This window comes from Streptomyces gottesmaniae, from assembly GCF_031845845.1.
Lineage (GTDB): Bacteria > Actinomycetota > Actinomycetes > Streptomycetales > Streptomycetaceae > Streptomyces > Streptomyces akebiae.
This window is the reverse complement of the sequence record NZ_JAVRFJ010000019.1, coordinates 88,662-110,247: the sequence shown is the minus strand read 5'-3', so window position 1 is coordinate 110,247 and position 21,586 is coordinate 88,662. Positions and strand designations below refer to the sequence as shown.

At 72.3% G+C, this 21,586-nt stretch carries 15 protein-coding genes; 10 read left to right on the top strand and 5 right to left on the bottom strand.

Annotated features, from left to right (window positions below):
• Positions 1 to 51 precede the first annotated feature (51 nt).
• Positions 52 to 2,088: a hypothetical protein gene (locus tag RM704_RS22330; protein ID WP_033526485.1), complete on the bottom strand. Its 2,037-nt coding sequence runs from the start codon at positions 2,086 to 2,088 to the stop codon at positions 52 to 54.
• A gap of 486 nt (positions 2,089 to 2,574) precedes the next feature.
• Between RM704_RS22330 and RM704_RS22325 the strand changes: the two genes are divergently transcribed.
• The 7 genes from RM704_RS22325 (at position 2,575) to RM704_RS22295 (ending at position 13,443) form a co-directional block, all read left to right on the top strand.
• A complete protein-coding gene (locus tag RM704_RS22325) occupies positions 2,575 to 4,113 on the top strand; it encodes a leucyl aminopeptidase (RefSeq protein ID WP_033526486.1) in 1,539 nt (512 codons plus the stop codon).
• A gap of 291 nt (positions 4,114 to 4,404) precedes the next feature.
• The gene (gene lpdA / locus RM704_RS22320; protein ID WP_033526487.1) at positions 4,405 to 5,793 is read left to right on the top strand and encodes a dihydrolipoyl dehydrogenase; all 1,389 of its coding nucleotides are present in this window, start codon (positions 4,405 to 4,407) and stop codon (positions 5,791 to 5,793) included.
• 60 nt (positions 5,794 to 5,853) lie between these two features.
• Positions 5,854 to 7,653 (top strand): 2-oxoglutarate dehydrogenase, E2 component, dihydrolipoamide succinyltransferase, encoded by a 1,800-nt coding sequence (gene sucB, locus RM704_RS22315; RefSeq protein WP_311591077.1) that lies wholly within the window; start codon positions 5,854 to 5,856, stop codon positions 7,651 to 7,653.
• 293 nt (positions 7,654 to 7,946) lie between these two features.
• A complete protein-coding gene (locus RM704_RS22310; protein WP_033527472.1) occupies positions 7,947 to 8,600 on the top strand; it encodes a GntR family transcriptional regulator in 654 nt (217 codons plus the stop codon).
• 344 nt (positions 8,601 to 8,944) lie between these two features.
• A complete protein-coding gene (aceE, locus tag RM704_RS22305) occupies positions 8,945 to 11,647 on the top strand; it encodes a pyruvate dehydrogenase (acetyl-transferring), homodimeric type (RefSeq protein ID WP_033527471.1) in 2,703 nt (900 codons plus the stop codon).
• Between the two features lie 199 nt (positions 11,648 to 11,846).
• Positions 11,847 to 12,863 (top strand): helix-turn-helix transcriptional regulator, encoded by a 1,017-nt coding sequence (locus RM704_RS22300; RefSeq protein ID WP_033527470.1) that lies wholly within the window; start codon positions 11,847 to 11,849, stop codon positions 12,861 to 12,863.
• Between the two features lie 61 nt (positions 12,864 to 12,924).
• A complete protein-coding gene (locus RM704_RS22295; protein ID WP_033527469.1) occupies positions 12,925 to 13,443 on the top strand; it encodes a DUF4240 domain-containing protein in 519 nt (172 codons plus the stop codon).
• A 55-nt stretch (positions 13,444 to 13,498) separates the two neighbouring features.
• Here the strand turns inward: RM704_RS22295 and RM704_RS22290 are convergent, their stop codons facing one another.
• Entirely contained in the window at positions 13,499 to 13,783 is a 285-nt protein-coding gene (locus RM704_RS22290) for a hypothetical protein (RefSeq protein WP_033527468.1), read from the bottom strand.
• A 158-nt stretch (positions 13,784 to 13,941) separates the two neighbouring features.
• Positions 13,942 to 14,889, bottom strand: a complete 948-nt coding sequence (locus RM704_RS22285) for a peptidoglycan recognition protein family protein (RefSeq protein WP_438828942.1) — start codon at positions 14,887 to 14,889, stop codon at positions 13,942 to 13,944.
• Between the two features lie 222 nt (positions 14,890 to 15,111).
• Here RM704_RS22285 and RM704_RS22280 point away from each other — a divergent pair, with 222 nt between their 5' ends.
• Entirely contained in the window at positions 15,112 to 16,296 is a 1,185-nt protein-coding gene (locus RM704_RS22280) for a MarP family serine protease (RefSeq protein WP_033527467.1), read from the top strand.
• Between the two features lie 18 nt (positions 16,297 to 16,314).
• Here RM704_RS22280 and RM704_RS22275 read toward each other — a convergent pair whose 3' ends face one another.
• Positions 16,315 to 16,803, bottom strand: coding sequence for a GNAT family N-acetyltransferase (locus RM704_RS22275; protein ID WP_192829660.1), 489 nt, complete (start codon positions 16,801 to 16,803; stop codon positions 16,315 to 16,317).
• Positions 16,804 to 16,904: 101 nt separating this feature from the next.
• On the opposite strand from RM704_RS22275, the gene RM704_RS22270 reads away from it, so the two are divergent.
• Together RM704_RS22270 and RM704_RS22265 are read left to right on the top strand one after the other, a co-directional pair.
• Positions 16,905 to 17,825, top strand: a complete 921-nt coding sequence (locus RM704_RS22270; protein WP_033527465.1) for a TIGR01777 family oxidoreductase — start codon at positions 16,905 to 16,907, stop codon at positions 17,823 to 17,825.
• Between the two features lie 422 nt (positions 17,826 to 18,247).
• Positions 18,248 to 19,645, top strand: a complete 1,398-nt coding sequence (locus RM704_RS22265) for an NAD(P)/FAD-dependent oxidoreductase (protein WP_033527464.1) — start codon at positions 18,248 to 18,250, stop codon at positions 19,643 to 19,645.
• A gap of 133 nt (positions 19,646 to 19,778) precedes the next feature.
• Here RM704_RS22265 and RM704_RS22260 read toward each other — a convergent pair whose 3' ends face one another.
• On the bottom strand, positions 19,779 to 21,218 hold the full coding sequence (locus RM704_RS22260; RefSeq protein WP_033527463.1) for an NsdA family TPR-like regulatory protein: 1,440 nt from the start codon (positions 21,216 to 21,218) through the stop codon (positions 19,779 to 19,781).
• Positions 21,219 to 21,586 lie beyond the last annotated feature (368 nt).

The window sequence follows — 21,586 nt, the reverse complement described above, 5'->3', positions numbered from 1 at the left end:
GTGGCCGGGGTGCGCGTGCTGGCCGGTGTGCTGCCCCGCGCTGCTGGTCGGTCAGGAGGGCAGTTTCAGCGTGAGCGCGGACTGCAGGGCCTCGGGCGTGTCCCAGGCCGAGCGCGCGCCGGCGTACGGGGTGCCGAACGCGGCGGTCCCGAGCGCGAGTTTCTTCTGGGTGCCCGCCGGCGCGGTCACCGGGACGGCGGTCCCCCTGGGTGCTTTCACGGTCACCGTCGTGCCGATCCGGTAGGCCGTGACCGTGCCGTTCGCGACCGCGGTCTGCCAGGCGGCCCGGCGCTTCAGCTCGGTGCCGACCGCGCTGTGCCGGGGGTTCTCCAGGGGGGTGTCGGAGGCGAAGAGCGCCCGGTAGTCGGCGAGCACCCGGTCCAGGACCGGGTAGAGCAGCCGCTCCTCGGCCAGGTTGGACTGGTGGGCGTAGTGCGGTCTCGGGTCGTTGCCGACGGCGTGCAGCAGGGCCGTGCGGACCTCCTGCGGGACGATGTGCGACGCGTAGCCCGTGGCCGGGTCCAGTGGGGCGGCCAGGCAGGTGGAGGTCGCGTTGTTCTCGCAGACGCCGCTGCCGCCGTCGGCCGCCGAGGTGTAGACCCAGTTGTACTCGTCGACCATCTCCGCGGCGGTGCCCACGTTGTAGTAGACGTTCATCGGGTGGCGCGGCACGGTGAGCGCGGCGCCGACCGGACGCTGGGCCGGTTCGCGGGAGTTGTCGGAGGCGATCCACTTGACACCGTTGTCGGCGAGGGCGCCCGCGAGGTTGGGGTTGTCGTCCGGCTGCTGCGGCAGTGTCCGCAGGCCCGAGTGCTCGCCCGTCACCAGTTCGTCGCGCTGCACGGGCAGTCCGCGCGCGACCGCCCAGGCGTGGTTGTCGCGGATCTGCGCGGCGATGTCGGCGCGGCTCAGATAGCGGGTGGTGCCGTCCGCGTTCTTCGCGCAGCTCCACGGGACGGTCGAGGTGTCCTGGAGGCAGCCGAGGTACTGGTGGGTGTAGGTGTGGTTGATCCAGCGGAACGCGTTCCGGTCGGCGACCAGCCGGTCGGCGAGGGCGTCGGCGCCGCCGTTCGCCTCCTTCCACTCCTCGCCGCTGCCGCCGTTGTAGACCATGTCGAGGGTGAGGCCGCTGGACCGCTGCCACTGCTCGGCGTACTCGGCGTCGGCGGCGGTCATCCGGATCGGCTCGGCCCGCGCTCCGTCCCCGCCGCCGCAGTTGAAGCTGCCGGGCGTGCAGTTCCGCTCGGTGTCCCAGCGGCTGTCGGGCGCGAAGACGTCGTCGATGTGGACGCCGAAGTAGTTCCGGCTCCGGCCGAGGTGCACGCCGTCCGTCAACCACTCGACGATCCCCCGGGCCAGCACCCGGAACTGCCGCTGGTGCTGGTTGTAGGCGAAGGTGACGACCAGTTCGCGACGCCCCTCGTGGGCGTACTCCCCGACCAGGCTGCCCCGGCCGCTGCCGCCGGGCACCGGGAGGTCGACATAACTGGTGTAGCCGGCGCGGGGCCGCGCGACGAAGCCGTAACTCTCCTGTGTGGAGGCGGAGTTGTCCTCGAAGGCGAACTGCCCGTCGAGATAGCCGAAGCGGCTCGCCCGGCCGGCGTCGGTCACCGTGGCCTCACGCCCGTCGAGGGAACCGGCCCAGCCGCCCTCGCTCGTGTAGTCGAGCCCGACCCCGGGGTGCGCCCAGGTGTAGGCGTCGACCTGCGGGATCCCGTACGTCCGCTCGTACGTCTCCAGCGCGCTCTGCTCGGCCGAATCCGGGCCGAACGGTGCCTCGTTGGGCAGGACCACGCCCTGGTACCTGGCGCGCGGGGTGCCGCCGACCGTGTCGCTCAGGAAGGCCGCGTCGATGGTCGGGCGGTTCGCGTCGTCCAGGTTCACGCGGGTGTACGGGATGCCGGTGCTCTTCAGCTCCGCGGTGATGGCCTGGACGGGGCTGTCGCCGTTGTCCACCACCAGCACCCGCAGGTCGACGCGTGGTGCGGTGGCGGCCGACGCTCCCGGTATGCCCAGGCCCGCCACCAGCAGGCTCGTCGTCGCCACGACGGCGGCGGCGTTTCTCCATCCGGGCACGTTGTGCGCCATGTTCGCCCCTTCCCCCGAGAAGATCCCCCGGGGCCGGACTGAACGGCCGCGCCGAGGGGAATCTGTGGAAATGATGCAGACCGATGAGCTGATCGCTCACCGGCGGGACGAGTGTCACCCAGGTCAGGGCACATGTGGGCAGGAAAATGACCATGAAGCCACATAGGGGTGAACGTCCGCAGGGATGATCGAAATCGGTGGCCCGCGCTACGCGCGGAGACCGTCGGCGACCCGCGCGCGGACGATGGACGCCCGGCCCCGAAGCCGCGATAAGGGATCCCCCTACGCCTGAGTCATGGGGATCTCCCTGCACGTCCCCGACGGAAAGTCGGGGAGGCTGGTCGCAGCGGACGCCATGCGGACGGCGCGGCGCAACCGGCCGACGCCCCAGGTCCGATGGGCCGAACAAGGGCCTAGGCTCGTTCTCGGCACGTCGACCCATCCGTTCGGCCACCGAAACTCAATCGGAAGCGAGATTTCACCACCGTGACTGCTCTCACTCTCAGCACCGCCGCCGTGTCGGGCCTCCGGGCCGACGCGATCGTGGTCGGTGTCGCGAAGGGCCCTGCATCCCGGTCCGGGGACCTGGTCGTAGCGCCGGGTGCCGAGGCCGTGGACCAGGCGTACGACGGCAAGCTGGCCGGCCTCCTGGAGACCCTCGGCGCCGCGGGTGCCGAGGGCGAGGTGACGAAGCTGCCCGCGCCGTCCGGCTTCAAGGCGCCGCTCGTGGTGGCGGTGGGCCTGGGCTCGGTGCCCGAGAAGGACGGCACGTTCGGCACGGAGACGCTGCGCCGCGCGGCCGGCGCCGCGGCCCGCGCGCTGACCGGGGCGAAGAAGGCCGCGTTCACGCTGCCCGTCGTCGACGCCGCCGCCGTGGCCGCCGTCGCGGAGGGCGCGCTGCTCGGCGCCTACTCCTTCGACGCCTACAAGGAGCAGGGCAAGGACGCGAAGGCGAAGAACGGCAAGGCGCCGCTCGCCGATGTCGTCCTGCTCGGCGCGAAGCCCCGCGACAAGGCCCACAAGGCCGCCGTCGAGCGCGCGGTCGCGGTGACCGAGGAGCTGAACCGCGCCCGCGACCTCATCAACACCCCGCCGAACGACCTCGACCCGGAGGCCTTCGCCGCCGTCGCGCAGACCGCGGCCAAGGAACACGGCATCAAGGTGACCGTCCTCGACGAGAAGGCGCTCGCCAAGGGCGGCTACGGCGGCATCCTCGGCGTGGGCGCGGGCTCCGCGGCCACGCCCCGGCTGGTGCAGCTGACGTACACCAGCTCCAAGGCGAAGAAGCACCTGGCGTTCGTCGGCAAGGGCATCACCTACGACTCGGGCGGCATCTCGCTCAAGCCCGCCGGGCACAACGAGACGATGAAGTGCGACATGAGCGGCGCCGCCGCCGTGTTCGCCGCGGTCGTCGCCGCCGCCCGGCTCAAGCTGGAGGTCAACGTCACGGGCTGGCTCGCCCTCGCCGAGAACATGCCGTCCGGCTCCGCCACCCGCCCGGGTGATGTGCTGCGCATGTACAGCGGCAAGACGGTGGAGGTGCTGAACACCGACGCCGAGGGCCGGCTGGTGCTCGCCGACGCGCTCGCCAAGGCGTCCGAGGACAAGCCGGACGCGATCGTCGACGTGGCGACGCTGACCGGGGCGATGATGCTGGCGCTGGGCAACCGGACGTTCGGGATCATGGCCAACGACGACGCCTTCCGCTCCGCGGTGCACGAGGCCGCCGAGGAGTCCGGGGAGCCAGCGTGGCCCATGCCGCTGCCGGACCACCTGCGCAAGGGGATGGACTCGCCGACCGCCGACATCGCGAACATGGGCGAGCGGTACGGCGGCGGCCTGGTCGCCGGGCTGTTCCTGAAGGAGTTCGTGGGCGAGGGGATCACCTGGGCCCACCTGGACATCGCGGGGCCGGCGTTCAACGAGGGCGGGCCCTTCGGGTACACGCCGAAGGGGGGTACCGGCACCGCCGTCAGGACACTGGTGCGGCTGGCCGAGCGGGCCGCTTCGGGTGACCTGGGCTGATGTTCGCCTAGGAGCTCGGTGCCTGAGGGGCGTGGGCGGCTGCGGGTCCGTGGTGGCTCGTCGCGCGGTTCCCCGCGCCCCTGAAGGGCGCGCTGCCCACTCCCTCCTTCTCAAGTGAGCGTGTGGTGTCTCACACCCCGGCCCGGCGTCTCGTTCGCCCGCGACAAGTGCGAAGATGGGGCTCGGCAGGACAGGGCCCCCACCACAGGGCCGAAGAAGAGCGGCCGGACACCAGCCGCCGCGCGGGTCTCGGACGACCGGCGTACGGCGCACATGCATGGAGGACGTGACGTGGCGAACGACGCCAGCACCGTTTTCGACCTAGTGATCCTCGGCGGTGGTAGCGGTGGTTACGCCGCGGCCCTGCGCGGGGCTCAGCTGGGCCTGGACGTCGCCCTGATCGAGAAGGACAAGGTCGGCGGCACCTGCCTGCACCGGGGATGCATTCCCACGAAGGCCCTGCTCCACGCGGGCGAGATCGCCGACCAGGCCCGCGAGAGCGAGCAGTTCGGTGTGAAGGCCACCTTCGAGGGCATCGACATCGCCGGGGTGCACAAGTACAAGGACGGCGTGATCTCCGGCCTCTACAAGGGTCTGCAGGGTCTCGTCGCCTCCCGCAAGGTCACCTACATCGAGGGTGAGGGCCGTCTGTCCTCCCCGACCTCCGTCGATGTGAACGGCCAGCGCGTCCAGGGCCGTCACGTCCTGCTGGCGACCGGCTCCGTGCCGAAGTCGCTGCCGGGCCTGGAGATCGACGGCAACCGCATCATCTCCTCGGACCACGCCCTCGTCCTGGACCGTGTCCCGAAGTCGGCGATCGTCCTCGGCGGCGGTGTCATCGGCGTCGAGTTCGCCTCCGCCTGGAAGTCCTTCGGCACCGACATCACGATCATCGAGGGGCTGAAGCACCTCGCCCCGCTCGAGGACGAGAACTCCTCCAAGCTTCTTGAGCGCGCCTTCCGCAAGCGCGGCATCAAGTTCAACCTGGGCACCTTCTTCTCGAAGGCCGAGTACACCCAGGACGGTGTCAAGGTCACCCTCGCCGACGGCAAGGAGTTCGAGGCCGAGGTCCTGCTCGTCGCGGTGGGCCGCGGCCCCGTCTCCGCCGGTCTCGGCTACGAGGAGCAGGGCGTCGCGATGGACCGCGGCTACGTCCTGGTCGACGAGTACATGCGCACGAACGTCCCGACCATCTCCGCCGTCGGTGACCTGGTCCCGACGCTCCAGCTCGCGCACGTCGGCTTCGCCGAGGGCATCCTGGTGGCGGAGCGTCTGGCCGGCCTGAAGACCGTTCCGATCGACTACGACGGTGTCCCGCGGGTGACGTACTGCCACCCCGAGGTCGCCTCCGTGGGCATCACCGAGGCCAAGGCCAAGGAGATCTACGGCGCGGACAAGGTCGTCGCTCTGAAGTACAACCTCGCGGGCAACGGCAAGAGCAAGATCCTGAACACCTCGGGCGAGATCAAGCTCGTCCAGGTCAAGGACGGTGCCGTGGTCGGCGTCCACATGGTCGGCGACCGCATGGGCGAGCAGGTGGGCGAGGCCCAGCTGATCTACAACTGGGAAGCCCTCCCCGCCGAGGTCGCCCAGCTGATCCACGCCCACCCGACGCAGAACGAGGCGCTCGGCGAGGCCCACCTGGCCCTCGCGGGCAAGCCGCTGCACTCGCACGACTGACCCCTCGGTCGACGAAGCGACGATCCAGACTTCCGCAATCGTTAAGGAGCAACAGAAACCATGGCGGTTTCCGTAACCCTTCCGGCGCTCGGCGAGAGCGTCACCGAGGGCACTGTCACCCGCTGGCTGAAGGCCGAGGGTGAGCGCGTAGAGGCCGACGAGCCGCTGCTCGAGGTCTCGACCGACAAGGTCGACACCGAGATCCCCTCCCCCGCCGCGGGCATCCTGGCGTCCATCAAGGTCGCCGAGGACGAGACCGTCGAGGTCGGCGCCGAGCTGGCGCTGATCGACGACGGCACGGGCGCGCCTGCCGCCGCCCCCGCCCCGGCCGCCGAGGAGGCCCCGGCCCCCGAGCCCGCCGCGGCCCAGCCCTCCACCGAGCAGGAGGCCCCCGCTCCGGCCCCGACCGCCGAGGCGGCCACCGGCGGCGGCTCCGCCGAGGGCACCGACGTGGTCCTCCCGGCGCTCGGCGAGTCCGTCACCGAGGGCACCGTCACCCGCTGGCTGAAGGAGGTCGGCGACTCCGTCGAGGCCGACGAGCCGCTGCTCGAGGTCTCCACGGACAAGGTCGACACCGAGATCCCGGCGCCCACCTCCGGTGTGCTGCTGGAGATCACGGTCGCCGAGGACGAGACGGCCGAGGTCGGCGCCAAGCTGGCCGTCATCGGCGCCCCGGGTGCCGCTCCGGCGGCTGCCCCGGCCGCTCCGGCACCGGCGCCCGCCGCCGCTGCCCCGGCGCCCGCGCCCGCCCCGGCGGCTCCCGCGGCTCCGACTCCGGCCCCCGCGCCGGCCGCCCCCGCCGCTCCGGCTCCGGCGCCCGCCGCCGCTGCCCCGGCCGCTCCGGCGCCCGCGCCCGCGGCTCCGGCCCCGGCAGCCGCTCCGGCCGCCCCGGCCACGTCGGCTGCCACCCAGGCCACCGACGAGGGCGCCTACGTCACCCCGTTGGTGCGCAAGCTCGCCGCCGAGAACGGCGTGGACCTGGGCTCCGTCAAGGGCACCGGCGTCGGCGGTCGTATCCGCAAGCAGGACGTCATCGCCGCCGCCGAGGCCGCGAAGGCCGCCGCCGCTGCCCCGGCTCCGGCCGCCGCCGCCCCGGCCGCCGCCGCCGCGAAGAAGGCGCCGAGCCTGGAGGCCTCCCCCCTCCGTGGCCAGACCGTCAAGATGCCGCGCATCCGCAAGGTCATCGGCGACAACATGGTCAAGGCGCTGCACGAGCAGGCGCAGCTGTCGTCGGTCGTCGAGGTCGACGTCACGCGGCTGATGAAGCTGCGTGCCCGGGCGAAGGACTCCTTCGCGGCTCGCGAGGGCGTCAAGCTCTCCCCGATGCCGTTCTTCGTCAAGGCCGCGGCCCAGGCGCTGAAGGCGCACGCTCCGATCAACGCCAAGATCAACGAGGGCGAAGGCACGATCACCTACTTCGACACCGAGAACGTCGGTATCGCGGTGGACTCCGAGAAGGGCCTGATGACCCCGGTCATCAAGCACGCCGGTGACCTCAACATCGCCGGTATCGCCAAGGCCACGGCGGAGCTGGCCGGCAAGGTCCGCGCCAACAAGATCACGCCCGACGAGCTGTCCGGCGCGACCTTCACGATCTCCAACACCGGTTCGCGCGGCGCGCTCTTCGACACGATCATCGTGCCGCCGGGCCAGGTCGCGATCCTCGGCATCGGTGCCACGGTCAAGCGCCCGGCGGTCATCGAGACCGAGGAGGGCACGGTCATCGGCGTCCGCGACATGACGTACCTGACCCTCTCCTACGACCACCGTCTGGTCGACGGCGCCGACGCGGCCCGTTACCTGACGGCCGTCAAGGCGATCCTGGAGGCGGGCGAGTTCGAGGTCGAGCTCGGTCTGTGACCCCTCTTGACCAGGGGCTTCTGAACAGAGGCCACTGAACGCGGTACGACGGTGCCCCGTCCGGATTCCTCCGGGCGGGGCACCGGTGCGTCGGCGCCCCGTACCGGCCGGGCGGGGAACCGCCGTCGAGCCTGGCCGGTACGGGTCTTTACAAACCGGTCCCCGGTGGGAGCGTGTAAGTCTCGTCTCACCTGCGCGAAAGCACCCCCGTGCGCCTCTCCACCGAAGGGCCACGGCTTTATTGTCTAGAGGTCAACGCCCTTGGGGCTCAGTCCCCCGCCGAAGGAGCCCGCATGACCACCGCGCCCGTCGTCCACTCGCTGCGCGAACAGATCCGCGAGCACATCGTGGAGGGGATCGTGAGCGGACGGTGGAAGCCGGGCGAGCGGATCGTGGAGCGGCGGATCGCGACGGAGCTGGAGGTCAGCCAGACGCCCGTGCGGGAGGCCCTGCGCGAGCTGGAGTCGCTGCGGTTGATCGAGTCCGCGCCGAACAAGGGCGTACGGGTGCGGAACCTGACGGCGGCCGATCTGGAGGAGAGCTACCCGGTCCGGGCGGGCCTGGAGGCCATCGCGGCGGAACTGGCGGCGGAGCGGCTTGCGGAGGACTGCTCGGCGCTGGAGCCGCATGTGGCCGCGCTGTACGAGGCGGACCGGAACGCCGACGGTACGTCCCAGGTGCGGCACACGGTGGCGTTCCACCGCGAGCTGGTGCGGGCCGCCGGGAACTCGGTGCTGCTGCACACCTGGGAGGGGCTGGGGATCGAGGTGTTCACGGCGCTGTCGATCCGGTGGCTGGGGACGGTTCAGCAGTCGTACGCGGAGGAGCACGAGGAGTTGGTGGCCGCGTTCCGCCGGCGTGACCCTCGGATCGCGGACCTGGTGAAGGCGCATGTGTTGGGCTGCGCCCCGCACACGGACGACGAGCCGGTTCAAGGCGCCCAGTAGCTCGGGAGTTCGGGTTCATGGGCGACTGCAGCCCGATGGGCTTCTCGCGCAGTTCCCCGCGCCCCTGAAACCCCCGAGCTGTTGAGCGAACTCCCGCTCAGACGCCGCCCCACCTGCACAAACCCGGGTCCACCAAGGCACCCGGTGTCTCCGCCGGAGGCACCCCGTGCCTACTTTCTCGTGATCAAGATATTTTGCCCGCAACCCTTTGATCGATCATCGATCAGCGGGTTACAGTCGCCGACGGGCTTCCACCGAAGCCCTCGCCCTGTCCTGCCAAAGACCAAGGGCACCCCGAACCCTTACCGATGAGGGAACCCCCTTCGACTGAGGAAGGCGGCGCAATGACCGACCCCAACGCCATCCAGCCGAGCGCGCTCGACCAGCTCCCCGACCGCGACCCGGAGGAGACCGCCGAATGGCAGGCCTCGCTGGACGCCGTCACCAAGGCGGCCGGGCCGCACCGCGCGGCATACCTGATGCGCCGCACCCTGGAGCGCGCGGAGGGCAACGGCATCGCGCTGCCCAAGCTGCTCGAGACCGACTACGTCAACACCATCCCCACCGCCGCCGAGCCGGGCATCCCCGGTGACGAGGCGATGGAACGCCGTATCACCGCGTGGAACCGCTGGAACGCGGCCGCGATGGTCACCCGTGGCTCCAAGTACGGCGTCGGCGGCCACATCGCCACCTTCGCCTCCGCCGCCTGGCTCTACGAGACCGGCTTCAACCACTTCTTCAAGGGCAAGGAGGCCGACGGCTCGGGCGACCAGCTCTACATCCAGGGCCACGCCTCCCCCGGCATCTACGCCCGTGCCTTCCTCGACGGCCGGCTGAACGAGTCCCACCTGGACAACTTCCGCCGCGAGTCGGGCGGCGACGGCCTCCCGTCGTACCCGCACCCCCGCCGCCTGCCCTGGCTGTGGGAGTTCCCGACGGTGAGCATGGGCCTCGGCCCCCTCTCCGCGATCTACCAGGCGCGCTTCAACCGCTACCTCACCAGCCGCGGCATCAAGGACGTCTCGGACTCCCACGTCTGGGCGTTCCTCGGTGACGGCGAGATGGACGAGCCCGAGTCCACGGCGGCACTCGCCCTGGCCTCCCGTGAGGGTCTGGACAACCTCACCTTCGTCATCAACTGCAACCTGCAGCGCCTCGACGGCCCGGTCCGCGCCAACTTCAAGATCGTGCAGGAGCTGGAGGCCCAGTTCCGGGGCGCCGGCTGGAACGTCGTCAAGTCGCTCTGGGGCTCGGCCTGGGACGAGCTGTTCCAGCTCGACACGACCGGCGCCCTCGTACGCCGGCTGCGCGAGGTGCCCGACGCGCAGGTGCAGACGTACCAGACCCGCGACGCCGCCTACATCCGCCAGGACTTCTTCGGCAAGGACCCGGCGCTCGTCGAGATGGCGAAGCTGCTGAGCGACGACAAGATCCTGGAGTGCTTCCACCTCTCGCGCGGTGGTCACGAGGCGCGCAAGGTGTACGCCGCCTACAAGGCCGCCGTCGAGTTCAAGGGCGCGCCGACCGTGATCCTGGCCCAGACCGTCAAGGGCTTCACGCTCGGCGAGGGCTTCGCGTCGAAGAACGCCAACCACCAGATGAAGAAGCTGTCGACGGACGAGTTCAAGCAGATGCGTGATCTGCTCGAACTCCCCATCAAGGACAGCGACTTCGTCGACGGTGTCGTGCCCTACGGCCACCCGGGCGCCGACTCCGCCGAGGTCCGCTACCTCCAGGAGCGCCGCGCCGCCCTCGGCGGTCCCGCCCCGGCCCGCCGTACGCACGCGCTGGCCCCGCTGCCGGCCGCCGCCGACAAGACCTTCGCCGCCTTCGACAAGGGCTCCGGCTCGCAGAACGTGGCGACGACCATGGCCTTCGTCCGCCTGGTCAAGGACCTGGTCCGCGACAAGCAGACCGGCCGGCGCTGGGTGCCGATCGTCCCCGACGAGGCGCGCACCTTCGGTATGGAGTCGCTCTTCCCGTCCCTCGGGATCTACTCCCCCAAGGGCCAGACGTACGAGCCGGTCGACCGCGACCAGCTGATGTACTACAAGGAGGCCAAGGACGGCCAGATCCTCAACGAGGGGATCACCGAGGCCGGTTCGATGGCCGACTTCATCGCCGCGTCGACGTCGTACGCGACACACGGCGAGGCGATGATCCCGTTCTACATCTTCTACTCGATGTTCGGCTGGCAGCGGACGGCCGACCAGATGTGGCAGCTCGGCGACCAGCTCGGCCGCGGCTTCCTGGTCGGCGCGACGGCCGGTCGTACGACCCTGACGGGCGAGGGCCTCCAGCACGCCGACGGCCACTCCCCGGTCATCGCGGCGACCAACCCGGCGGCACTGACGTACGACCCGGCGTTCGCGTACGAGGTCGCGGCGATCGTCAAGGACGGTTTGCGGCGGATGTACGGCGAGGCGGCGCCCGACGAGGACCAGAACGTCTTCTACTACCTGACCGTCTACAACGAGCCGCTCCCGCAGCCCGCGAAGCCGGCCGTGGCGGGGGTGGACGAGGGCATCGTCAAGGGCCTGTACCGCTTCAACACGGCCGAGTCGGCGGGGCTGTCCCCGGTGGCGAACGCGCCGCGCCTCCAGCTGCTCGGCTCCGGTACGGCGATCCACTGGGCCCTGGAGGCTCAGAAACTGCTCGCGGAGGAGTGGGGTGTGGCGGCCGACGTCTGGTCCGCGACGTCCTGGAGCGAGCTGCGGCGGGACGCGCTGGAGGCCGACGCGGCGCTGCTGCGCGGGGAGGAGCGGATGCCGTTCGTGCGGCAGGCGCTGCAGGGGGCCGAGGGGCCGGTGCTGGCGGTCTCCGACTACATGCGGCAGGTTCCCGACCAGATCGCGCAGTGGGTGGAGCAGGACTACTCCTCGCTCGGGGCGGACGGGTTCGGGCTGTCCGACACGCGTGAGGCGGCCCGCCGGCACTTCGGGGTCGACGCGCAGTCGATCGTGGTCGCCGCGCTCGCGCAGCTCGCGCGGCGGGGTGAGGTCAAGGCGACGGCGGTGAAGGAGGCGCGGGAGCGGTACGGGCTCTGACGCCGTCGAAGGGGCGGTGGGGGCGTTTTCGCCCGCACCGCCCCTTCCGTCGCCGCCCGCGGGTCCGGTGGGGCCGGTCGCGCAGTTCCCCGCGCCCCTGAGAAGCAGGGGCCGCGCCCCGTGCTCCCCTCCCCCAGCACCCGCACCCCCACCCGACAACGCACCCCCTTTTGTCAGCCCGGCCCGGCATCATGGCCGCATGCGTGCTGCTCGGCTGATCAAGATGGTGTTGTTGCTCCAGTCCCGTCCCTCCATGACCGCCGCAGAACTCGCGCGGGAGCTGGAGGTGTCGGAGCGGACGGTGACCAGGGACGCTCAGGCGCTGTCGGAGGCGGGGGTGCCGGTCTACGCGGACCGGGGCCGGGCCGGGGGGTACCGGCTGATCGGCGGGTACCGCACGCGACTGACGGGGCTGGCCCGCACCGAGGCCGAGGCGTTGTTCCTCAGCGGTGTGCCGGGCGCACTGCGGGAGATGGGGTTGGAGGACGCTGCCTCCGCCGCCCGGCTGAAGGTCTCGGCCGCCCTCCTCCCCTCCCTCCGCGACGCCTCCCGCACGGCCTCGCAGCGCTTCCACCTCGACGCCCCGAGCTGGTTCAAGGAGCCGAAGACACCCGAGCTGCTGCCCGTCGTGGCCAACGCGGTCTGGGACGACCGAAGGATCGTCGCCCGGTACCGCAAGGGCCACACCGAGGTCGAGCGCGGCCTGGAGCCGTACGGTCTCGTGCTCAAGGCCGGCATCTGGTACCTGTGCGCCCGGGTCCCCGACTCGGCCGGCCCCTCCGACCCCGGCAACCGGTCGGGTGCGGGGGTCTTCCGTACCTACCGCATCGATCGCTTCACCAGCGTCGACACCGGCGACGACCGCTTCACCCGTGACGAGGAGTTCGATCTGCCGGTCCACTGGGACGAACAGGCGGAACGATTCGCCCGTTCGATCCTGCGCGCCGAGGTCGTGCTGCGACTGTCGGCGGAGGGGGTGCGCAGGCTGCCGCACGTCGTGGACCCCGTGTCGGCCCGGGACGCGCTGAGCGCCGTCGCCGACACCCCCGACGAGCACGGCAGGGTGATCGTCGCCCTCCGCGTGGAGTCGGAGGAGGTGGCCCACACCCAGCTCACCGCGTTGGGAGCGGAGGCCGAGGTGCTGGCTCCCCCTGGGCTGCGGGAGCGCTTCGCGGACGACGCGCGCCGTCTCGCCGGGCTGTACGCGGCCCCCTGAGACAAGAATGGGTCGTTCTCCACGTGCGTCCCACCCGCCCAGGCCCGATGCTGGACCAGTGATGGACGAGACGGAGTTCTGGGAGTTGGTGGACACGGCCCGGGAGGACGCCGAGGGCGATCCCGAGGACCAGGCCGACCTGCTCGTGGAACGGCTCGGCCGGTTGGACCCGGAGGCGGTGCTGGACTTCGCCCGGCACTTCGAGTCCCGTTACAACCGCGCGTACACCTGGGACCTTTGGGGCGCCGCCTGGGTGCTGCTCGACGGCGCCAGCGACGACGTGTTCGACTTCTTCCGGTGCTGGCTGATCGGCCAGGGCCGGGAGGTCTTCGAGCACGCGGTGCACGACCCCGACGCTCTCGCCGATCTGCTGGACGACTTCGACGACGAGATCGACGGGGACGGCGAGGAACTGGGTTACGCCGCGGACGAGGCGTACGAGCAGCTCACCGGTGTGGTCGCCCCGGACCTCGGCATCCCGCCCCCGCCCGGCGAACCCGAGGGCACCCCGCTCGACTTCGAGGACGAGTCCGCGCTCGCGGAACGCTTCCCGAAGCTCTGGGAGCGATTCCGGGCCTGATTCCGCCCTAGGAGCCTTCCGATCGGTCTCCGCCGTCGGTGCCGCCGGCCGCGGGTCAGACCCGCAGCCCACGGTTGGTCGTGCGCGGCAGGTACGCGTACGGCTCGGTGGTGTACGGCCGGCCGTGGTGGCGTCGCTCCTTGCCCGGCGCCGGGTGTTCGGGGGCCGAGGCCCCGTGCAGGGGCGCCGAGTTGGCACGCTCCAGCGCGGACGCGGTGACGGCGGACGGGCCGAGCACGACGACGGCGGCGGCGCAGGCCACCGTCCACGGGCTCCGTAGGGCCGAGGACCAGGACTTCCTCGGGTCGCGGGACGAGCGCTTCGTACGGCTGTTGATCATGTTCCCCACCTCCGGTCGGCGTGACGACCACGAAGGTAGGGCGCGGATCTGGGAGAACCCTGTGAGGCCGCGGCGCGCTGTCTGTGAACCTCATGAGATCCGGCTCGACGGGATGAGAACGGTCTGCGGGAGAGCGGTCGCGCGGGCACGACAGGGCCCTAGGTCCGGCCCTGGAGGCGGGCCGCCAGTTCCCGGATCGCGGGCAGGCGCTCGGCGAGGGCCGCGCCGGGGCAGCTGGTCATGTAGCCGTCGCTGTGGCCCGCGAGCGTGGGCAGCAGGACGGTGGTGCCTGCGGCGTAGCGGCTGAGGCTGTTGCTGGAGGTGAGCCGGACGCTGCCCCGGGGGTCGCTGTCGGAGAGCCCCAGTTTCCAGGCGGCGAGCGCGGCGATCGCGTCGGTCATGACCTGCGGGACGGGGACGCCGGCGGTGAAGGTGCCGAGGGCGGCGATACCGGTGGTGCGGTGGTTGAAGCCCTGGGTGTGGGCACCGGTGACGGGACGGTCGACGCCGCCCGCGCGACCCTCGTAGATGGTGCCGCAGCGGTCGACGAGGAAGTTGTAGCCGATGTCGTCCCAGTGCTTGGCGTCGGTCTGGCCGGTGTAGAGGCCGCGGATGATGCGGGGCGCGTCGGCGCAGTCGTAGCCGTTCGGGGAGTCCGTGTGGTGGATGAAGACCGCGGCGACCTCGTCGTCGTAGCGGGCGGGCGGCTGGCTGGGCGCGTCCTTGTCCAGCCAGCGGGCCCTGGGCACGATGGGCGGCCGGGGCGCCTGGTGGGGCAGGGCGGGCCGGGCCGTGGCGGGCCCGTCGGCACGGTCGGGCGTACGGTCCACGCCGATCGTGAACAGCACCAGGGCGAGCACGGCCGCCAACCCCGGCAGACAGGCCAGCAACAGGAGGACGGGCCGGGGCAGGTCCACGCGTTCCCGCGCCAGGCGGGTACGCTCCCGGACCCGGCGTATACGCTCCCGGACCGGGAGCGCGCGGTCGTGGGACCCGCGCAGCCGCCGCCGGGCCGGGTCCGGGGCGCGCGGGATCCGTGTGCGGCGGCGCCCCACACGGAGCAGCCGCCGTATTCGCGCCCCCCGCGACATCCGGAACACACGCATGGCCCCAGAGTCACCCGGATGCGCGCCGGCCGCGATGTGGAGTGGGCCACCCGGTGGAAGCGGAAGGAACCAACGCCGTGGTCCGGGACGTTTTTACGATTCGGGGCGCGGGCGGCGCGGTGATGGCCGGTTCGCGCGGGCCCCGGGGGTGCCGTGCGGGCACAGCTGATCACTGCACCCGTGCCGCGCGTACTACAGGGTCCCTAGAGAGAGGCGGTCGGAGTGGACGTGCTCGACATCCTGCTGATGCTGGTGATCCTGGCCTACGCGGCGTCCGGTTACCGTCGCGGCCTGGTGGCGGGATGTGTGTCCCTCGCCGGTTTCGTGGGCGGCGCGGCGACAGGCGTCTGGGTGCTGCCGTGGATGATGGAGCTGGTGGAGGCGGGCACCCCGGCGGCGACGGTCACGGCGGTGCTGACGGTCCTGGTGCCGGGGGTGATCGGGCACGAGCTGGCGGGCCGGCTGGCGCTGCGGCTGCGGCGGGAGATCGACCGCAGTCCGCTGCGGGTGGCCGACGGCGTCGGCGGCGCCGCGGCCAACACGGTCGCCGTGCTGATCGTGGCGTGGGTGGCCGCGAGCGTCCTTGGGGCCTCCTCGTCGGCGGTGGTGACCAACTCGATCCGTGACTCCGCGCTGCTCGGCGCCGTGCAGGACACCATGCCGGAGACCACTCCGGCCTGGTTCTCCGACGCCACCTCGGCGCTCACCGAGGCCGGCTTCCCGCAGGTCTTCAACCCCTTCGAGAACGAGGCGACGGCCGAGGTGGCCAAGCCGTCCGGCGACAGTGTCACCGCGGCCGCGACCGCCGCCGCCAAGCGCAGCACGGTGAAGATCGAAGGCGTGGCGGGCACCCAGGGCCGCGAGGGCAGCGGTTTCGTGTACGCCACCGAGCATGTGATGACCAACGCGCACGTGGTGGCCGGCATCGACGAGCCGAGCGTGCGGGTGGGCGGTGTGGGCAAGGCGTACGAGGCGAAGGTCGTGCTGTTCGATCCGGACAAGGACGTGGCGGTGCTGTACGTCCCGGGTCTGCGGGCCCCGCTGCTGCGCTTCGACGACAGCGCCGGGCGCGGGGACGCGGCGGTGGTGGCCGGTTATCCGGAGGACGGCGGCCTGGACCTCCAGGCGGCCACGGTCGCCAGCCGTATCGACGCGACCGGCCGGAACATCTACAACACCGACTCGGTGACCCGCGACATCTACTCCATCCGCTCCACCGTCCGCCCCGGCAACTCCGGCGGCCCCCTCCTCACCACCGACGGGCAGGTCTTCGGCGTCGTCTTCGCCCGCTCCACCTCGGACGCGGAGACGGGTTACGTGCTCACCGTGGACGAGGTCGTCCCCGACGCGGAGCGCGCCGCGAACGCGACGGCGGCGGTGGACACGGGCGACCTGGTGACGTCGTGATCCGGTGACACGCCGGCCTCAGAGCCGACGGCCCATCAGCACGTCGTCCACGTAGGCCCCGTCGATCAGGAACTCCTCCGGCAGGACGCCCTCGACGGCGAAGCCCTCGGACTCGTAGAGCTTCCTGGCCGGGGTGTTGTGGCCGAGGACCCGCAGGGTGAGCCGGCGGGCGCCGCGCCGCCGACACTCGTCCCGCGCGGCACGCAGCAGGGCGCGGGCGACCCCGGAGCCGCGCGCCTCGTCCGCGACGGCGAGCCCCTGGATCTGGCGGACGTGGGCGTGGCAGGCGAGTTTGGAGGGCAGGGCGAGGCGGATGTACCCGACGACGTCGCCGCCGATCTCGGCCACCAGGTGGTCGTGGGGGCCGTAACGCTCGTTGAAGAACGGCTCGTACGGCTGCGTGGGCCGTTCCTGGACGGAGTGCAGGGTGGACCAGGTCTCGCGGTCGAGCCGACCGAGCGTGTCCTCGTCCTCCGAGGTCGCGAGGCGTATGTACGGAACGGGCATGGCGGCCACTGTACGGGCGCGGCACGGCGATCGGACGGCCGGTGCGCGCTGATCAGGTGCCCGGGCCCACGGTCACGCCGTCCGCCGGGCAGGATGGGGGCATGACCGTTGAATCGCCCGTTCCGCCCGGTTCTCGTATCGCGATCGCCGGTGCCTCCGGCCTGATCGGTTCGGCGCTGGCCCGTTCCCTCACGGCCGACGGCCACGAGGTGCTCCGGCTCGTGCGACGGGAGCCCCGGGCGCGGGGCGAGGTGCGCTGGGACCCGGACGCGGGACGGGTCGACATGGCGGGGCTCGCGGGGTGCGCGGCCGTCGTCAACCTCGCCGGCGCGGGGGTCGCCTCCCGCCGCTGGACGGACGCGTACAAGGCCACGATCCGCGAGAGCCGGGTGCGCGGCACCCGGACGCTCGCCGAGGCGGCCGCGGCCCTCGACACTCCGCCGAGCGTGTTCGTCAACGGCAGCGCGATCGGGTTCTACGGCTACACCGGTGACCGGGTGGTCGACGAGTCGGCGGAGCCGGGGTCGGAGTTCCTGTCCGCCTTGTGCGTGGAGTGGGAGGGGGCGACCGAGGCCGCGCGGGAGGCCGGGATCCGCACCGCGTTCGCCCGTACGGGGCTGGTGGTGGCCCGGCGCGGGGGCGCCTGGGGTCCGCTGTTCCCGCTGTTCAAGGCCGGGTTGGGCGGGCGGATGGGGGACGGCCGCCAGTACTGGAGCTTCATCTCCCTGCACGACGAGGTCGCGGCGCTGCGCCACCTGCTCTTCACGCCGTCCCTGTCCGGGCCGTTCAACCTGACGGCGCCGACCCCGCGCACCAACCGCGAGATCACGGCGGCGATGGGCAGGGTGCTGCACCGGCCCACCCTGTTCACGGTGCCCGCGCCCGTGCTGCGGCTCGCCCTCGGGGGCGTCGCCGGTGATGTCCTGGGCAGCACGCGGGCGGTTCCCACCCGGTTGCTGGAGTCGGGCTTCACGTTCAGATATCCGGAGATCGACGACGCGATTCGAGCTGCGCTCGGCTGACCGGGTGGGTTCGTTGTCGGTGCGGGGGCGTCGTCGGGTGCGGGTGCGTCGTCGGGTGCGGGTGCGTGGGGCTTCTCGCGCAGTTCCCCGCGCCCCTAAGCCCAGGCCCTGCGGGCCTGAAAGACCACGGCCCTGCGGGCCTGGAAGGCGGTGGTGGCGCAGGGTGAAAAGCGCGGGGCGCAGCCCCTGCTCCTCAGGGGCGCGGGGAACTGCGCGAGAAGCCCCACCGGGCCCGCACCCGCCGACGAACCGGTACCCCCCGAACGCCCGGCGCACAGAAGCCCCGGCCATGCCCCCGTGCGAGGTCACACGCTCCTTCCCCGGGACCGGCCCCCGCCTTCACTCTCGTGCCGAACTCAGGTATTTCAGATGGGTGTTGGGGGCATAACGTCTCCGCAGCCGCGCGACCTCGGGAGGGGCACGTGCTTGAGTCGGTGCACCAGTCGGCGTACCAGGCGGACACGGGGAACGTGGACGTCATCGTCGTAGGAGCCGGCGTGGCCGGCCTCGCTGCGGCCGGACATCTGACCAGGGCGGGTCTGCGGACCACCGTCCTGGAGGCCGCCCCCGCCGTCGGCGGCCGTATGTCCACCGAGAAGATCGACGGCTTCCGTCTCGACCGGACGGCACATCTGCTCTCCACGTCGTACCCGGAACTGCGCCGCACCCCGGGCGTGGACACCCTGCCCCTGCGCCCGTTCGCCCCCGGCGTCCTGCTGCACTCCGACGGCCGTCATCAGCGGGCCGGCGCCACCCCTGTCCTGCGAAGCGCGAGGGGCGCACTCACAGCCGCACGCGCCCTCGCAAGCGCCCCTAGGCTCCCCCGGAACCAGGGCCGCGCCCAGGCCCGTTCCACGGGCACCCGGCCCGGTCGGCTGGGCGCCCCCGCCGACCAGTCCCGGCTGGCCATGGCCCTGGCCCGGCTCGCCGCGACCGCGCCCGAACGGCTCCTCACCCGGGCGGAGGTCCCGGCCTCCCAGGCCCTGGCGACCCGGGGATTCCCACCCCGGACGATCGACGGTTTCGTCCGTCCCCTGCTGACCGCGCTGCTCGCCGACCCGACGCTGGCGACCTCCAGCCGCTGCGCCGACCTGGCCCTGCACACCTACGCGACCGGTCGGCTCTGCGTCCCGGAGGGCGGCGCCGACACCCTTCCGGAACTCCTCGCGGCGGCGCTGCCACCCGGCTCGGTCCGTACGGGGGTGCGCGTGACCGCCATCAGCACGACCTCGGTGACCACGGCGGACCACGGTGAACTCGCCTGCCGGGCCGTGGTGCTGGCCACGGACGCCCGGTCCGCCGCCGAGCTGCTCCCCGGCCTGCGCGTGCCGGGGTTCCACCCGGTGACGGTCCTGCACCACGCCACGGACGAGCCTCCGTTGACCGAACCTGCGCTGCTCCTCGACGCCGACCGCAGCGGACCCGTCTCGCACACGGCGGTGATCAGCCAGGTCGACCCGAGCCGGGCGCCGGCGGGCCGCGCCCTGATCACCTCCACGGTCCTCGGCACTCCCCCGGACGCCGCGCACCTCGACGCCACGGTCCGCGCCCAACTGGCCCGTCTCTACCGCACGTCCACGACCCGCTGGGAACTGCTCGCCTCGTACCACCTCCCCGAGGCCGTCCCCGCGATGCCCGCGCCGCACGACCTGCGCCGCCCGGTGCGTCTCCTCGCCGGCCTCTACGTCTGCGGCGACCACCGCGACACCAGCACCGTCCAGGGCGCCCTCCACTCCGCCCGCCGGGCCGCCCATGCCGTCCTGACCGACCTGGACGCCCACCCCACGTTCCTGGAGGAGCCGCTGGAAACGGCCGCGTGAGACCTCGCGGGGCTGCTGGGACCGCTGGGACCTGCTGCCCGGCCCCAGGGGGCCTCAGGGGCCTCGCTGGGCCGCGTGAACGACGCAGGGGCGCCCGGAGTGTCTCCGGGCGCCCCTGTCGGGTGCCGCACGCTCACAGCAACGCCGCCACCTTGTCCCGGTAGCCCCGGACCGGGGCCGCGTCCCGGTACGGCTCCAGTCGGCGTTCGAAGTCGCGGACGTACTCCATGGCCCTGACCGACCGCATCTCGGCGGCCTGGCCCGCGGCCTCCGCGCCGAGCTGGCATGCCTGGTCGAGTTCACCGAGGCCGAGTCGGGCGGAGGCGAGGACGACACGGCAGAAGAGGCGGCTGCGGGCGTAGGCGGGGGCCCGCAACTGCAGGGAGCGTTCGGCGTGTTGGGCGGCGGCCCGGTACTGCTGGAGGTCGCGGTGGCTGTGGCCGAACTCGTCGGCGAGCTGCGCCTCGTCGAAGAACCGTGCCCAGTACGGGACTTCGTCCCCGGGGCGGGCCGTCTCCAGGGCGCGTTCGGCACGGACCAGCGCGGCCGTGGAGGCCCGCACCTCGCCCAGTACCGCGTGCCCGCGCGCCTCGACGGAGTGCAGCAGCGACTGCACCACCGGCGGCACCGCCGACCCGACGCCCTGCTGGGCGACGCGCGCGAGCTGCACGGCCTCCCGGCCGTGCCCCAGGTACACCGCCTGACGGCTCATCGTGACCAGGACGTACGCCCCGTACGCCCGGTCCCCCGCCGCCTGCGCCAGCCTCAGCGCCTGCACGAAGTACCGCTGGGCGAGGCCGTGCGCGCCGATGTCGTACGAGGTCCAGCCGGCCAGCCGGGTCAGGTCGGCGGCGGCCGCGAACAGCCGTCGGCCGATCTGTTCGCCGTAGGCGCCGCGCAGCATGGGCTCCGCCTCGTGCTCCAGGTAGCGCACGAGGGCCTGGCGGGCGTGGCCGCCGCCGTAGGCGTCGTCGAGGGCCCGGAAGAGTTCGCCCACCGAGCGGAGTGCGGCGATGTCCCCGCCGGTGACCTTCTGGCCGGGGCCGCGCTCGGTCTGGCTGCGCTGCCGGGGGACGCCCGGGCGGCCCTGCGGGGGGACCCGGGTGGCGCCCGGATCACCTCGGCCGACCCGGTCGTCGGGCCGGCCGATCAGCCAGTCCCGACTGGGGACGACGAGCCCGGCGGGCGTGAAGGCGATCTTGCGGAGCTCGGCGTGGCTGCCGGAGTCCTTGCGCCACAGGCCGCCGACGATGTCGATGGCCTCCTCGGGGGTCGCGGCGAACTCCAGGCCCGCGTAGACGGGGGCGCAGGCGTCCAGTCCGAGGTCCTGGGCGGTGAGCCGGCGGCCGAGGCGGCGGGTGAACACCTCGGCGATGAGTGCGGGTGTCGTCCCCCGGGGCTGCTGACCACGCAGCCAGCGGGTGACGGACGTCTTGTCGTATCTGAGGTCGAGGCCGTGTTCGAGACCGAGCTGGTCCACACGGCGCGCTAGTCCCGCGTTCGAGAACCCCGCTTCTGCGATGAGGGCGGCGAGCTGGCGGTTGGGGGTGCGCTGCGCGGGTCGTTCCGTCATCTGCGGTGCGGTCTCCTGCCTTCCGGGTGTCGGCGGGGTTTCCCGGATTGCCTGGTGAGAAGCCTTTTGCGGCCTTGTGAACGGCGCGAATGTAGCGGAGAGTAAGCGTCCGATCGCACACTTCCGCGTCCATTCATCCGATCGTGTGAGGATTTGCCGCACGGCTGACGTGGTCGGCCTCCGACGCGCGCCGGCTGGGCCCCTCGTACGCCCGGCGGCCGCGGCGTACGACGAGCGTCGGCCCGCACCCCCGCGCCTCGCACCCACGGGCCGCCGGACCCCCTCGCCTGCCGGGCGGGGCGTCGGTGCCGGAGACCGCTCGAACAGCGCGCGGTCGCACGGTCGTACAGTGGCTTGGGCGCGTCACG

What these genes read in the sequence shown, in the direction of transcription:
- RM704_RS22330 (WP_033526485.1), bottom strand. Translation starts at nt 2,088, where the DNA reads ATGGCGCACAACGTGCCCGGATGGAGAAACGCCGCCGCCGTCGTGGCG.
- sucB (WP_311591077.1), top strand. Translation starts at nt 5,854, where the DNA reads ATGGCGGTTTCCGTAACCCTTCCGGCGCTCGGCGAGAGCGTCACCGAG.
- RM704_RS22310 (WP_033527472.1), top strand. Translation starts at nt 7,947, where the DNA reads ATGACCACCGCGCCCGTCGTCCACTCGCTGCGCGAACAGATCCGCGAG.
- aceE (WP_033527471.1), top strand. Translation starts at nt 8,945, where the DNA reads ATGACCGACCCCAACGCCATCCAGCCGAGCGCGCTCGACCAGCTCCCC.
- RM704_RS22300 (WP_033527470.1), top strand. Translation starts at nt 11,847, where the DNA reads ATGCGTGCTGCTCGGCTGATCAAGATGGTGTTGTTGCTCCAGTCCCGT.
- RM704_RS22295 (WP_033527469.1), top strand. Translation starts at nt 12,925, where the DNA reads ATGGACGAGACGGAGTTCTGGGAGTTGGTGGACACGGCCCGGGAGGAC.
- RM704_RS22290 (WP_033527468.1), bottom strand. Translation starts at nt 13,783, where the DNA reads ATGATCAACAGCCGTACGAAGCGCTCGTCCCGCGACCCGAGGAAGTCC.
- RM704_RS22285 (WP_438828942.1), bottom strand. Translation starts at nt 14,889, where the DNA reads ATGCGTGTGTTCCGGATGTCGCGGGGGGCGCGAATACGGCGGCTGCTC.
- RM704_RS22275 (WP_192829660.1), bottom strand. Translation starts at nt 16,803, where the DNA reads ATGCCCGTTCCGTACATACGCCTCGCGACCTCGGAGGACGAGGACACG.
- RM704_RS22270 (WP_033527465.1), top strand. Translation starts at nt 16,905, where the DNA reads ATGACCGTTGAATCGCCCGTTCCGCCCGGTTCTCGTATCGCGATCGCC.
- RM704_RS22260 (WP_033527463.1), bottom strand. Translation starts at nt 21,218, where the DNA reads ATGACGGAACGACCCGCGCAGCGCACCCCCAACCGCCAGCTCGCCGCC.